The organism is Lewinellaceae bacterium (genome assembly GCA_020636105.1).
Taxonomy (GTDB): Bacteria; Bacteroidota; Bacteroidia; order Chitinophagales; family Saprospiraceae; genus BCD1.
This window is the reverse complement of the sequence record JACJYL010000001.1, coordinates 4,039,095-4,052,147: the sequence shown is the minus strand read 5'-3', so window position 1 is coordinate 4,052,147 and position 13,053 is coordinate 4,039,095. Positions and strand designations below refer to the sequence as shown.

Below are 13,053 nucleotides of genomic sequence, written 5' to 3'. Positions count from 1 at the left end.
CTGTAGTTTACAGCATTATGACATGCCATGAAACAGGTTAAAAATATTCAATGACATTAAAAAATATAAAGATGAAAACATTCTTAATCGCTATTTTCAGCACTATAACATTCCTGGCCTTTGGACAACCCTCTGCGGATGAAATTCTTGATAAAGTGGATAAGAATATGTCCTCCGAAAACAGGATTTTTGAATCCACCATGATCATTCACGGCAAACGCGGCAGCAGGAGCATCTCTTCGAGATCTTATTCCGTTGGCGACAAACAATCCTATACGGAATACCTCGCACCAGCCCGAGAACAAGGCACCAAAATGTTGAAACTGGAAGATAAATTGTGGATCTATTCTCCTTCTACCGACAGGATCATACAGATCTCCGGGCACATGCTGCGTCAATCCGTGATGGGATCTGACCTGTCTTATGAAGATATGATGGATGACAGGAAATTGACTGAAATCTATTCCGCTTCGGTTATCGGCAATGAAGAAATTGACGGCCGCCCAACGTGGGTTCTTGAGCTGAAGGCTAAGGTTGATGATGTGGCTTATGCCACACGCAAAGAATGGATAGACACAGAGCGTTACGTCCCCCTGAAAGAAGAATTGTACGCCAAAAGCGGGCAATTATTAAAAAGATCCACCCTGAGTGATGTCGAAAAAATTGAAGGTCGCTGGTTCCCGCGTACCATCGTTTACAAAAATATGCTCACCCAGGGAGATGGTACGGAGTTTAAAATGACGAGTATAAAATTCAATCAGGTAATACCGGAAGATCTGTTCACCAAGGCATCGTTGAAACAATAGTCTATAAATAATAACAACATAGCCCGGTTTACCTTTTCTCAACCCGGCTTTGTTGTCATTCTTAAACCTTTGAATAATGGAAAAAAAGATCGACTTCTCCGAAGACAGGATCATTGATCTCATCTCATGGGAACTCCATGTGCAATCTTCCAACATTTTTCCATCCAGTAGTCTGAGCAATGACCTCAACCTCGACACACAGGACAAGATGTTGCTCATTGCCGCATTAGAAAACAGGCTGGATGTTTACCTCACGGCGGAAGAAGCAGAAATTGTGGAAACCATTCAGGATTTGAGTCAGTATTTTTATTTACATGCTTCCTGAAAAATTTAAACGAAAGGGCCGCAAGTAAATCGCAAAGTGCGCAATGTGTAATTTTAAAGGGGCTCCGCATCCAATATATTCGTTGCGGCCCTGGCGTATCCCTGGCCTTTGCGTTAAAAACCTCACCCTTTCACAAAAGTCAACTCCCCCCTGAAACAAACGCTGGCATCACTGGCATTTACCAATTCAAAACCATGCCTGAATCCGTTTTCATATCGATGCATTATTAATTCCGTGCCAAAGATTATTTCTTTTAAATAATTGACGGTAAGTTCCAGGGGCTGGTATGTTTTAAAGAACCGAATGTCATAGGTATCTGTCATGAACTCGATATACCGCATAGCCGTAAGATGCTGGTTCATATCGATATCGTTATAACGAACATGAAAGTGGGTTGACCTGGTGGGGGCACCATCAAATTTTAGAGCGGGGATTGTTTCATCGATGGCATGGCGGTCTTCATTATGAAATAAGGAGGCAGGTTTGGCATCCAGTAGTTTTGGTCGCCTGGTATTCATATCAAAAACCAGCCACCCGGAGGTGACAGAAGCAAACGGATTTCCTTGTCCATCCAAAAAATCCGCGTCACGCATATAAAATAGCCGATTCAATCCTTTGGGCCATGTATTCACCACAATGGTCCCGGGCCATGAGGGCAATTTTATTATTTTTATTTTAAGCCTGGAAAGCGCCCAACCTAATTGTTGCTCATTCAAATGGCCATACCCAAAACCAAGGATTTCAGCATGTTGCCACGCCGCCTGTATGTATAAATTAATCAAAGAGCTCAACCTTAGATCGCATTTAAAATCCGCATCCCTGGAGGTGATCCTGAATTGTTTTTGAAGAATGTATTCTTTTTTGTCCATGGAAACCAATATAAACCCTAAAGTCGTAAAACAAATAATGTTTTTGTCTAGATAATTGTCAAGCTACTACACGAAATTAAAGGTAAACCATAAATTCGTGAAAAATAACGTATAAATAAAAAAATGGATCATATCAATTTAAAAACTTTGTGTTCAGACAGCCAGGAAATCATCCTTCGCGTTGGAGAATTTATTCGCGGAGAAAAAGGCAAGGTTACTCGCGGAGAAATAGAAACCAAAAGCCTGAATAGCCTGGTGAGTTATGTGGACAAGACAGCAGAAGAACTCCTGGTAAAAGGCCTGGGTGAACTGCTGCCCGAAGCCGTTTTTCTAACGGAAGAGGAAACCGTCAAAACCCAGCGAGGAGATTTACGATGGATCATCGATCCATTGGATGGAACCACCAACTTCCTTCATTCTTTACCCATTTTTTCCATTAGCGTGGCGTTGCAGTGGAAAAATGAAACCATCATGGGCATCGTATATGAGATAAACCAGGATGAATGTTTTTATGCCTGGAAGTCAGGGGGCGCATTTTTGAACGGCAAGCCCATTACCATCAGTAAAACGGATGACCTGGCCGATGCGCTGATAGCAACGGGTTTTCCCTATTATGACTACGACAGGATTCCGGGTTATCTTCAGATTCTGTCTGAAATGATGGCCAAAACACGCGGCATCCGTCGCCTGGGCTCAGCTGCGGTAGACCTCGTTTATGTGGCCTGCGGACGTTTTGATGCGTTCTTCGAATACAGCCTTAACGTGTGGGATGTAGCTGCGGGGGCTTTTATCGTTCAGGAAGCCGGAGGAAAAGTAACGGATTTCAGAGGAGGAGACGATTTTTTATACGGACGGGAAATCGTGGCCACAAGTGCGGGAGTAGAAGAAGCGTTTTTTAAATATATTGAAGTGGCGTTTGGGGAATAGCAGAAGCTTTATGCACTATATGACTATGTGGTAAAAAAAGCTTTATGCACTATATGACTATGTGGCAAAAAAGCTTTATGCACTATGCGACTATGTGGTAAAATAAGCTTTGTGCACTATATGACTATGTGGTAAAAAAAGCTTTATGCACTATGCGACTATGTGGTAAAATAAGCTATATGCACTATGCGACTATGTGGTAAAATAAGCTTTGTGCACTATATGACTATGTGGTAAAAAAACTTTATGCACTATGCGACTATGTGGTAAAATAACCCGGGACATTCCCAAAAAAATAACATCCCGGATCATTTAACCTTAATAAGTTTTAGTCATGCTGTTAGGAACGCAAATGATAAAATTTGCCGTTCCTTCGTTTTCTTCACTAAGTTCAGAAATATCATCCTGCTCTACGGTCGTAATGGTGACCACTTTCAATTTAGGGTTAAGTTCGTTCAAATACCACAGAATGCTCTGAAAATTGTCGGAGTGATAACTTCCGTTGTAATGGATAAATGTCTTGCCAACTTCCAAGTTTTTATAAATAAAATACCCCATGGTGGCATCTTTCACTGCCTGGGAATACGGAAAATTTTCCGAAGAACCGCCATGTCCCCCCATATCCATATCCATTAATGATTTATAGGCTTCTAGTTCCAGGTCGACGGTAATCGGCAGCGGTGCAATATATTTTTTGGCTTCATCCGACAAGCTATCAAGAGCGATCAGCCCATTTCTGAAAACCAGGTTGGCATAACGCCTCGGGATATTGGTGGCGATCATCTTCACCCCTTTCTCTTTGGCAAATTCCAGCACAGGTTTGTAATCCGTTTTATAATTGGGCCACAGCCGCATTTCCTTTTCGAAAGAACTTTGGTTGATGGCACCACTGAAGTATTCATCGAGGATTATCTGGCCATCGGATTCATACATCTCTGCGCCCAGGGTGAGATTGCCGTTCTTTTTTTCATAAAGGTCCTTCGTCAGCTCCAACTGCAACCAATGGGAAATTGGATTGTTGTGAGATTCTCCAAAAAATACGACATCCGCCCCTTCACAGGCATCGAGCATTTTTTCATAACCAGCTTTTTTTTCTTTTGAGTTAAAAATCTGGTAGGCTGGTTTTTTCTGACCAAAAAGTGTGGTCGAAACAATAACCGCCAGCAGTACAAGCATTGTTTTGTGTGTCATTTATTTTCTTGTTTTATTTTTTCAATACGCAATAGGAGTTCATCGGGTTTAAAAGGTTTCAGGAGAAAATCCCGGGCACCTTCGGCTAAAATTTCAAGAATCTCATCAGCCATCTCAATATCCGCAATAATGATAAAAGGAAGGTTGGGGTCTACCTGTGTTTTGGCAAGGCGGAGCAGTTCCAGCCCGGAGGTTTTTGGAAGGTTAAGTTCTGTAATGACTATATCGGGTTTGGAATTCAAAAGGTATTGGGCAGCTTCCTTACCATCTTTGGCTAAAATGAGTGTGTGGTTTCTTTTGTTCAGCCTAAACTGCAGAGCAGTAAGCAAGACATCCTCGTTTTCACAAATTAGTAATTTCATTGGATAAGGGACTATTGCAGTTAATTGAATTAGGTGGTGAAGGTACAAAAATTAAGATAAAATTCAGCTATTTACGCCAATTCGAAGCTCTAACTCGGTAAAAAAAGTAAATTCTAGTTATCTAAATGTAAATTACACTTGACTTTTAGTAAATATTGGTTTACATTTGTACTCTAACAAAAATAAATAAATCATGGAAACAAAATTTTTATTTCCCAATGCCTTAAAAAAAATTGGGTGGATACTTTTCATACCTGCTCTTATTGCGGGCATTTTTTACATGGCCAGCGAATTTGAATGGAATTTTTTGGAAGCCAGGGTTTTCGCCCTTTTTAATGATGAACTCATAAAAGGCTCAAAATTCGCAGTCATGATCGATAATAACCTAACCGATGAAATCATTGGCATTTTACTTTTAGTCGGAGCAGTCCTGGTCGCTTTTTCGAAAGAAAAGGAAGAAGATGAATTTATTATGAAACTGAGGCTTGAATCCTTGTTATGGGCTACTTATGTTAACGTTATTTTTATTTTATTTTGCCTTGTTTTTGTTTACGGATTCGTATTTTTTAATGCGATGCTTTTAAACATGTATTCCCTGCTGATTTTATTCATTATCAGGTTTAATATCATTATGATAAGAACTAAAAAACGAGTGGCATGAAGAATAACATAAGAGTTGAAAGAGCCATAAAAAACATCACCCAGGAACAACTTGCCCAACTTATCGGGGTGAGCCGACAGTCCATAAACGCCATTGAATCAGGCAAATATGTCCCGTCAACGGTTTTAGCCTTAAAGCTGGCCCGCGTTTTTGAAAAACCCATAGAAGCAATTTTCCAACTGGAGGAATCGGATTAGCGATCCAAAAAATGTTCGATCTTCTGGAAAAGCGTTTCCGGATCGAAAGGTTTCAGGATGTAGTCGTCAAAGCCGAATTTTCGGTAATCTTCCTGGGTATTGCCATATTGCCAGGCCGTCATGGCCAGGATGGGAATATTGGCGATCTCAGCAGGCATTTTTTTGCGCACATACTCTGTCGTTTCAAAACCATTCCTGATGGGCATTTGTATATCCATCAAAATGATATCCACCGCTTGTTTTTCCAGAAAGGCAATAGCCTCATTCCCGTTATTGGCAACGGCTACTTCCACCTTTTCCCATTGTTTCTCCAGTGTCTTTTGCATGACCAGCTGGTTCATTTTGTGGTCTTCAACGATAAGCACTTTAAAACTCCGTGAAATCTTTTCCCCTAATTTATCGAACTGGGGAATCACTTTGGCCGGTTCGTTCAAAGAGGCTCCCTTTCCAAAGGTAAGTTCAAAGAAAAATACGGAACCCGCCCCTTCTTCACTTTCCACACCAATATTTCCTCCCTGCCGTTCCACGAGTTTTTTAGCGATGGAAAGCCCCAGTCCGGTACCTTCCGAATGGTGATTTTTGGAAAGCACCCGGGTAAAAGCTTCAAAAATAAGGCCTTGTTTGTCATGGGCCACGCCGATCCCGGTGTCCTGTATGCGAAAACGGATTTTGGCAAAATCACGGGCGTTTTCGAGCACATCTGCAAAAATGGAGATGCTGCCCTGGTCGGTAAATTTGATGGCATTGCCAACGAGGTTGAGCAATACCTGGTTTAATTTAAGTTTGTCGCCCCGGAGGTTCCACTGAATCCGCGGATCCACTTCCAGTTTAAAATTCAGATCTTTGGTTTCAATTTTAGGTCTGAAGGTATCAGCGATATTGTCCAAAACTGTATGTAAATCGAATTCAATCTCTTCAAAGAAAATCTTCTCATTCTGAATGGAAGATATTTCCAGAATGTCATTGATGATGGCCAGCAGTACGTCAGAGGATTCCTTGATGGAATCAGCATATTGTTTTTGTTCTTTATCGAGTTCGGTTTGAAACATCAGGTTGACCATGCCCTGGATGGCATTCATCGGCGTGCGCATCTCATGGCTTACGTTGGCAAAAATCTGCTCCTTGATCTTGGCCGATTGCTGGGCCATATCCCTCGACTTGCGCAACTCTTCGGCTCGTTTTTGTTCCGTGATATCCTGGATGATGCCGGAGAAAATATAGGTTCCGTCGGGAGTCAGGGAAGCCTCGCAGGTCATAGAAACGAATCTCGTGGAATTATTGGCAAGCCGTATGCGGGCCTCTTTACGCACTTTCTTGCGCTTAATGGCCTCATCCACCATTTGCAAAAGAGGATGGAAAGGACTTCCTGTTGATTTTATATCTTCTATGGAAAAGGCCTCATCGGCCGGATCGATACCGAAAATACGGTAAACTCCGTTGGAGGCGGTAAAGAAGTCATCTTCCGGACGATATTCCCAGTGGCCGATCCTGGCGATACGCTGGGCTTCTTCCAGTCGACTAAGGATATTGTTCCGTTCTATTGAGTAACGCAGGGTTTTCGTCAGCTGGCGTTCATCAAATTCACCTTTAACGAGGTAATCCTGGGCTCCGAATTGTACAGACTTGACGCCAAGTGCCTCATCTTTGGCACCGGTAAGCACAATGATATTCTTTTGAGGATATTTATTGACGATCGTTTCCAGCGTTTCAAAACCGGCACTGTCAGGCAGGGTCAGATCGAGCAGGATGGCCGAAAAATCATCGTTGTTTTTGAGCAGTTCCAGGCCTTCCTTCAACGAAGGCGCGTTGATCAGCTCGCAATCCATCAATCCCGAATCGTCCAATAAGACTTCCACCAGCCTGGCATAGGCGAGATCGTCTTCTATAAAGAGAATTTTTATCATAGATTTTGTATCAGCCTTTAAATTTTGCATGTGCGTTTTCTCTTTTTCTAATAAAATGGGTGCAATACACTATCCCTGTTACGGTGCCATGGTGAGCCTGCCGTTTGGGAGGATGATTGCGAATGTTGGTGTGTAGTATGTAGTATATAGATTATCGGGGTCGCTTAAGTAATTATCCTTGCTTCGGCATAAAAATAAACAGGGCCACCTCTTCTGCCGAAATCAACAGGCAGAGTGCATGATCGTTTTTTCGGTAAACCACTTTAAAATCGTCCACTTTTTCCATTTCGACTACCCCTTTGGTGGCCAGTTCTTCAAGGGTCGTAGCACTGATGATCCAACTTTTTCCATCAAAATCAAAAACCTCAATATTGATGCCCAAAGGCGGGGGGTCCGTATTCACCAGAAATATCGGATAGTTTGAAATATCCTGGTCAATTATAGCCTCAGCCGTATTTTGCATCAGCTCCAAGTGAGCTTCCAGGCTCTTTTGCAGGTTGTCAAAATATAGATTATCATTCACAGGTCAGCTAATTTAAGCGTTTTTTTAATTTAATCCTATCGGCAAACTGAAAATCAGCACATCCACCCACTGTTTGGATCAGGATTTTCAGGATTTTGGAGTTTTCAGAATTTTTGAGGCGTTTGGACAAAATCTTAGTACGTAAGATCATAACATCAATCCATCACTCTTTCCTCAATTGCAGCAGGACCACATTTTCAATATGATGGGTATGCGGAAACATATCAACAGGCTGCGCTTTGAGCACATCGTACTTTTCCTTGAGCAGGTTCAGATCCCTGGCCTGGGTGGCCGGATTACAACTTACATAAACCATTCGCGGAGCCTCCAGCTGGAGCAACATCTCTACCACCTTGGCATGCATTCCTGCACGGGGCGGGTCAGTGATGAGCAGATCAGGTTTGCCGTGTTTTCGGGAAAAATCTTCCGTCAGTATGTCTTTGACATCACCGGCATAAAAAACGGCATTGTCGATATCGTTCAATTTCGCGTTGACTTTAGCATCTTCTATCGCATCTTCCACTTCTTCGATCCCGACCACCTGCTTACAGTTTTTGGCCACATAAAGGGCAATACTTCCCAAACCTGTATAAAGGTCATACACATTTTCATCTCCCTTCAATTCCGCAAAATCCACGACCACATCATACAATTCTTTTGCCTGACCGGTATTGGTCTGGAAGAAGGATTTAGGGCCGATCCTGAAGAGCACATGACCGAGCCGTTCCTGGATGTAACCCGGTCCGTGATACGTAACCATTTCCAGGTCGAGCAGAAAGTCGTTGAGTTTTGGATTGATACAGTAAATGAGGGTGGTGATCTGTGGGAACTGTTTCAATATTTCATCCAGGAAAGGGTTGATTCGGTCCGGATCATTTTCATGAATACTGACGATCAGCATCAATTCCCCCAAGGAGGAGGTGCGGATGAGGATGTGGCGCAGAAACCCCTTGTTTTGGCGGAGATCAAAAAACGGCAATTTTTGGTCAAGGCCAATTTTTTTAATGCCATTTCGAATTTCATTGGAAAGTTCGGACTGCAGCCAACAATGATCGATATCGAGAATTTTATCAAAAGCCCCGGCCCGGTGAAAGCCCAATACATCTTCCTCATTCGAAATATCGGTATTCAATTCTTCTTTGGTGAGCCATCTTTTATTGGAAAAAGCAAATTCCAGCTTATTGCGATAATAAACGGTGTCTTTGGCTTTCATTAAAGGTCTGAAATCAGCGACTTCGATTTTCCCGATACGCCTAAGGTTATTTTCAACCACATCGTGTTTGTATTTTGCCTGGGCTTCATAAGTGATGTGTTGCCATTTACACCCTCCGCAGGTGCCAAAATGTTTACAAAAAGGCTCAACACGCTCTTCCGAGTATTTGTGGAATTTCACGGGAACGCCCTCGCGATACTCATTTTTCTTTTTGATAATGAGCAGATCGGCTACATCCCCGGGGGCTACATCCTGGGCAAAAAACACCCTTCCTTCTTCATTTCGGCCTATGCTTTTTCCCCGGTCTGCAATCCCGGTAAAGGACACCTGCTCCACAATAACATTTTTCTGCTTTTTTCTAGCCATTTTTTTCTGTTTTCCCATGCTCGACAGCACCGGGGGATTGTTTAAATTATCTTGTTAAAACGATATAATCCTTGATCAGTGTTTTTAAAAACCCGATCCTGTCTCTTGGAATATCGGGGATATCGAGGATTTGCCGAAGGTGTAAAGCCAAATCATTCACAGCTTTACGATGGGCCTGGTTTTTATGTTTTGAAAACCTGACGATGGTCCCCTTGATCAAAAGCATGTCTTTTTCACTGAGATTTCTCACCTCGGGATAAACGGGTTGATAATCGTCAAGGGTGCTGATCTTGAGAATATCCTCGAGTTTCAGGGGATAGGATGGCTCGAGTTTGACCACCGTCGTGTTGGCAGTCATATCGCCCAGCCTTTGCCTCTTTTTGGTAGTGGAGATCAACAACGCCGCCAGGATGCCTGCCGAAAAAAAAAGATCAATCAAATAAAAAATAGATCTCAACATATAATCACTTAACCCGGAACCGTCCATGTTGAGCCGCAGTACTTTAATCTTTAAAGCTCTCTTACCCAGCGTTTGCCCATCAGCCAGGGCTTCCATCGCAAACTGGTAAATCAGGAAAATAACGATCGGCAGCAAGCCGTAAAGCACACTCAACAGCAAAGAGGATTCAGCATTTGAAAAGAAGGCAGCCCTAAGCAGCGTCACCAGTATAAGGTCAAAAACATAAACGATGACCATGTCGAGCAGAAGGGCCAGCAACCGCTCCCAAAGCGTTGCCAGTTCATACTCAATGGTTACGTTCTGACTGGTTTTTATAAATATAGTCTGCATTCAATTATTCTTGTGTTCCAATTATCCATCCCGTACCGCCAGGTCAGGGGTGTTCCAGTTGTTTCAGTCTCCCCCCCGATTTCTATAGACTTCCCACTTAATTATTATATTTGCAAAGTTACCCACATTTCAATTTATCCGGCAACAATGCGCGAAACAAAATTTATTGAGCAGAACCAGGAGAAATGGAAAGAGTTTGAAAAAGTACTCGAAAGAGGAACTGAAAATCCGGAAGAACTAAATGATCTTTTTATACAGATTACGGATGACCTCTCTTTTTCCCGCACTTTTTATCCCAACCGGTCGGTTAGGGTTTACCTCAATGGGCTGGCGCAGCGAGTGTTTAACAGGATATACAAAAACAAAAAATCATTTCGAGGGCGTTTCGTAAATTTCTGGAAAGACGAACTGCCCCAATTGATGCATGAGTCGCGGGTAGCTTTCCGGATTTCCTTTTTCGTCTTTGTATTATCGATGGCCATTGGGCTGCTTTCTTCTGCCATGGACCCCGAATTCGCCGAAGTCATTCTCGGGCCTGATTATGTGGAAATGACGGTCGATAATATTGCCTCCGGCGACCCTATGGCGGTGTACAAAGACAAAGGAGCCTTTGGGATGACTCTGGGAATTACCATTAACAACCTTTTTGTTTCTTTCCTGATATTTGCCTTTGGAGCCTTTTTTTCCATCGGCAGCATCATTCATATCATCCGCAACGGCATTATGGTGGGGGCTTTCCAGTATTTTTTTATCGCCCGGGGGCTGTTTTGGGAATCTTTTCTCACGATATGGATACACGGAACGCTGGAGATGTCCGCCATGGTCATCGCCGGGGCCGCAGGGATCACCATGGGACGAGGACTGGTATTTCCGGGCAACTATTCCCGGGCCAAAGCTTTCCAGCAGTCGGCAAGACGAGGAATCAAGATCATGGTAGGCATTATGCCCATCATTATGCTGGCCGGTTTTTTTGAAGGCTATCTTACCCGCCACACCGAGACACCGGATTTTATCAGGGCCATCTTTATCCTGATTTGCCTGATATTCATCCTGACGTATTTCGTCTGGTACCCGTGGATGCTGGCCAAAAAGGGCTTTGAAAAACCTCTGTCAGAAGTTCGGGTGCCGCCGGATAAGGACCAGTTTATTGATTTTCTGCGGATCAAGGATGTTGCTTCCCTCTTTGGAGAGGTGTTTATCTTTTTTAAAAAAAACGTGGGGGTTCTTTTATTATCCGCCGCTATGGTGAGTGCCCTGTTTACCGTAATGACCTTTGCCCTTACGGAGGAAGATCCCGTTAGTTTGTTTTATTTCCCCACCTATTTGTTCGGAACCTTAAGCGTTCTGAATAAATTCTTTTCTTCGGAAGTGATCCATTATATGCCATGGCTGATGTGGGGCAGTATTGCTGTGATTACTTTCGTGACGTTTACCCTGCTGCGGAAAGAAGAACAATTTATCGAAAAAACACGCCGGATGAACCACCTGACCAACATGATTACGGCAATCATCACTGCCGGTATGATCGAATTGGTTCTTTGGTTCAATTCCGGATTTACCGTGATCCTCATGATTTTCGTGGTCCCGGTTGTACTCCTTTGGTATTTCACTGCTCAGCGGGAACAAATCAATATTTTCAAAGCCTTTTCAAGAATGCAGATGATCCTGGCCGGCAATTATGGAAAATTGCTGGGCATTTTCAACCTCGTTTTCATCGCAGGACTGTTTTTTTATTCCCTGGCGGATACCGCCCTGGTGAATTTCTTTTTCCAGATCATCAACTGGATCGTCCATTTCGATCAGTCCACCATGGATTCTCTGACCATTGTCTTGCTTACTTTTTTTAATATATTTTTGCTCAACCTCTTGTTGATCCTGATGGCCACAGGAGTGGGACTTGCTTATTACAGCCTTTCGGAGATCAACGAAGCCGGAGAACTTTTTCGCAATATCAAATCGATCGGCTTGAAGCGACGCATCAAGGGACTTGAAAGAGAATAAAAAGGGGCAGCATTACGCCACCCCCGCATGTTTAGGGATTATGGGGAGAGAAATCTTAAAGGCTAAAGATTAAAGGCTAAAGATTAAAGGCTAAAGATTAAAGGCTAAAGGCTAAAGTAAGGCTTAGCTCCAGCGTGGGGACGGCCTCTTTTACTCACTCGCTTGCCTTGTCCTAGGAAAATGTCACCTTGCAACCGAGCAACCAGTAACCAGTAACCAACCTAATATCCTGTCATTTTCACATTGTTACCCTTATTTCCGGCATTTTTGTAATTTTATAAAAAAATTGAACCCAATATTATGGAGGGAAAAACCGCCCACGAAGATCAACGTTACGTTACGGCACTGCTCGAAAATGATCATCGGCTCATTCGGGAGATTTACACCCGGTTTTCGGGAAGTGTAAAATCCATTGTCATCCGGAACAGCGGTAACGTTCACGATGCAGAAGATCTTTTCAATGAATTGCTGATGGAAATTTGTGCCCTGGCCCGTAAAGGAAAGTTTTTGCTTACCTGCCCGTTTGATGCCTTTATAAAAATGATGGCTTACCGCCGCTGGGTGAATAAACTGAATAAACCTTCCGGAAAGATGGTAACATTTTCGGATATGCAGGGATATGATGAGGTAGCCGATGTGGAAGTGAATGAAACTTCGGAAGCCTTTGACCTGGTGGCCAGGAAAGAAGCTTTGTTCAAAGAAAAACTAGCTGAACTGAGCGAAGGCTGCCGCGAAGTACTGAAACTTTCCTGGACGGTAAAGCCTATGGAAAAAGTAGCGGAAATGCTCAACGTTACCTATGCTTACCTGCGCAAACGAAAATCGGTCTGTATGAAAAAACTGACCGAACTCGTGAGGGAGAGCCCGGAGTATCAATTATTGATGGTTTGATATTTTGATACTACGATGGTTTGAACT

General features: G+C 43.0%; 14 protein-coding genes. 7 read left to right on the top strand and 7 right to left on the bottom strand.

Annotated elements, in window-relative coordinates; translation table 11 throughout:
- The first annotated feature begins 71 nt into the window (after positions 1 to 71).
- Positions 72 to 806 carry an outer membrane lipoprotein-sorting protein gene (locus H6571_15235; protein ID MCB9325092.1) on the top strand — a complete coding sequence of 245 codons (735 nt, stop codon included), beginning with the start codon at positions 72 to 74 and terminating at the stop codon, positions 804 to 806.
- Between the two features lie 76 nt (positions 807 to 882).
- Positions 883 to 1,131, top strand: coding sequence for an acyl carrier protein (locus H6571_15230; GenBank protein MCB9325091.1), 249 nt, complete (start codon positions 883 to 885; stop codon positions 1,129 to 1,131).
- A 122-nt stretch (positions 1,132 to 1,253) separates the two neighbouring features.
- On the opposite strand, the gene H6571_15225 is transcribed toward H6571_15230, so the two are convergent.
- Positions 1,254 to 2,000 (bottom strand): hypothetical protein, encoded by a 747-nt coding sequence (locus H6571_15225; GenBank protein ID MCB9325090.1) that lies wholly within the window; start codon positions 1,998 to 2,000, stop codon positions 1,254 to 1,256.
- Positions 2,001 to 2,123: 123 nt separating this feature from the next.
- On the opposite strand from H6571_15225, the gene H6571_15220 reads away from it, so the two are divergent.
- Positions 2,124 to 2,927 carry an inositol monophosphatase gene (locus H6571_15220; protein ID MCB9325089.1) on the top strand — a complete coding sequence of 268 codons (804 nt, stop codon included), beginning with the start codon at positions 2,124 to 2,126 and terminating at the stop codon, positions 2,925 to 2,927.
- A 318-nt stretch (positions 2,928 to 3,245) separates the two neighbouring features.
- Here H6571_15220 and H6571_15215 read toward each other — a convergent pair whose 3' ends face one another.
- A complete protein-coding gene (locus tag H6571_15215) occupies positions 3,246 to 4,118 on the bottom strand; it encodes a ChaN family lipoprotein (GenBank protein ID MCB9325088.1) in 873 nt (290 codons plus the stop codon).
- Complete coding sequence (locus tag H6571_15210; GenBank protein ID MCB9325087.1) at positions 4,115 to 4,480, bottom strand: response regulator; 366 nt, start codon at positions 4,478 to 4,480, stop codon at positions 4,115 to 4,117. The genes H6571_15215 and H6571_15210 overlap by 4 nt, the downstream gene beginning before the upstream one ends.
- Positions 4,481 to 4,673: 193 nt before the next feature.
- Here H6571_15210 and H6571_15205 point away from each other — a divergent pair, with 193 nt between their 5' ends.
- On the top strand, positions 4,674 to 5,141 hold the full coding sequence (locus tag H6571_15205; GenBank protein ID MCB9325086.1) for a hypothetical protein: 468 nt from the start codon (positions 4,674 to 4,676) through the stop codon (positions 5,139 to 5,141).
- Positions 5,138 to 5,338 carry a helix-turn-helix transcriptional regulator gene (locus H6571_15200; GenBank protein MCB9325085.1) on the top strand — a complete coding sequence of 67 codons (201 nt, stop codon included), beginning with the start codon at positions 5,138 to 5,140 and terminating at the stop codon, positions 5,336 to 5,338. Before H6571_15205 ends, H6571_15200 begins: the two co-directional genes overlap by 4 nt.
- Here H6571_15200 and H6571_15195 read toward each other — a convergent pair.
- The 4 genes from H6571_15195 to H6571_15180 all read right to left on the bottom strand — a co-directional run bounded on the left by H6571_15195 (position 5,335) and on the right by H6571_15180 (position 10,134).
- Entirely contained in the window at positions 5,335 to 7,242 is a 1,908-nt protein-coding gene (locus tag H6571_15195; GenBank protein MCB9325084.1) for a response regulator, read from the bottom strand. The two genes, H6571_15200 and H6571_15195, sit on opposite strands and share 4 nt — an antisense overlap.
- 172 nt (positions 7,243 to 7,414) lie before the next feature.
- Positions 7,415 to 7,765, bottom strand: a complete 351-nt coding sequence (locus tag H6571_15190; GenBank protein ID MCB9325083.1) for a hypothetical protein — start codon at positions 7,763 to 7,765, stop codon at positions 7,415 to 7,417.
- 163 nt (positions 7,766 to 7,928) lie between these two features.
- Positions 7,929 to 9,344 carry a 23S rRNA (uracil(1939)-C(5))-methyltransferase RlmD gene (gene rlmD / locus H6571_15185; protein ID MCB9325082.1) on the bottom strand — a complete coding sequence of 472 codons (1,416 nt, stop codon included), beginning with the start codon at positions 9,342 to 9,344 and terminating at the stop codon, positions 7,929 to 7,931.
- Positions 9,345 to 9,390: 46 nt separating this feature from the next.
- Positions 9,391 to 10,134, bottom strand: coding sequence for an RDD family protein (locus tag H6571_15180; protein MCB9325081.1), 744 nt, complete (start codon positions 10,132 to 10,134; stop codon positions 9,391 to 9,393).
- Between the two features lie 147 nt (positions 10,135 to 10,281).
- Here H6571_15180 and H6571_15175 point away from each other — a divergent pair, with 147 nt between their 5' ends.
- Both H6571_15175 and H6571_15170 read left to right on the top strand, forming a co-directional pair.
- Positions 10,282 to 12,135, top strand: a complete 1,854-nt coding sequence (locus H6571_15175) for a stage II sporulation protein M (protein ID MCB9325080.1) — start codon at positions 10,282 to 10,284, stop codon at positions 12,133 to 12,135.
- 300 nt (positions 12,136 to 12,435) lie between these two features.
- Positions 12,436 to 13,026 carry a sigma-70 family RNA polymerase sigma factor gene (locus H6571_15170; protein MCB9325079.1) on the top strand — a complete coding sequence of 197 codons (591 nt, stop codon included), beginning with the start codon at positions 12,436 to 12,438 and terminating at the stop codon, positions 13,024 to 13,026.
- Positions 13,027 to 13,053: the final 27 nt, after the last annotated feature.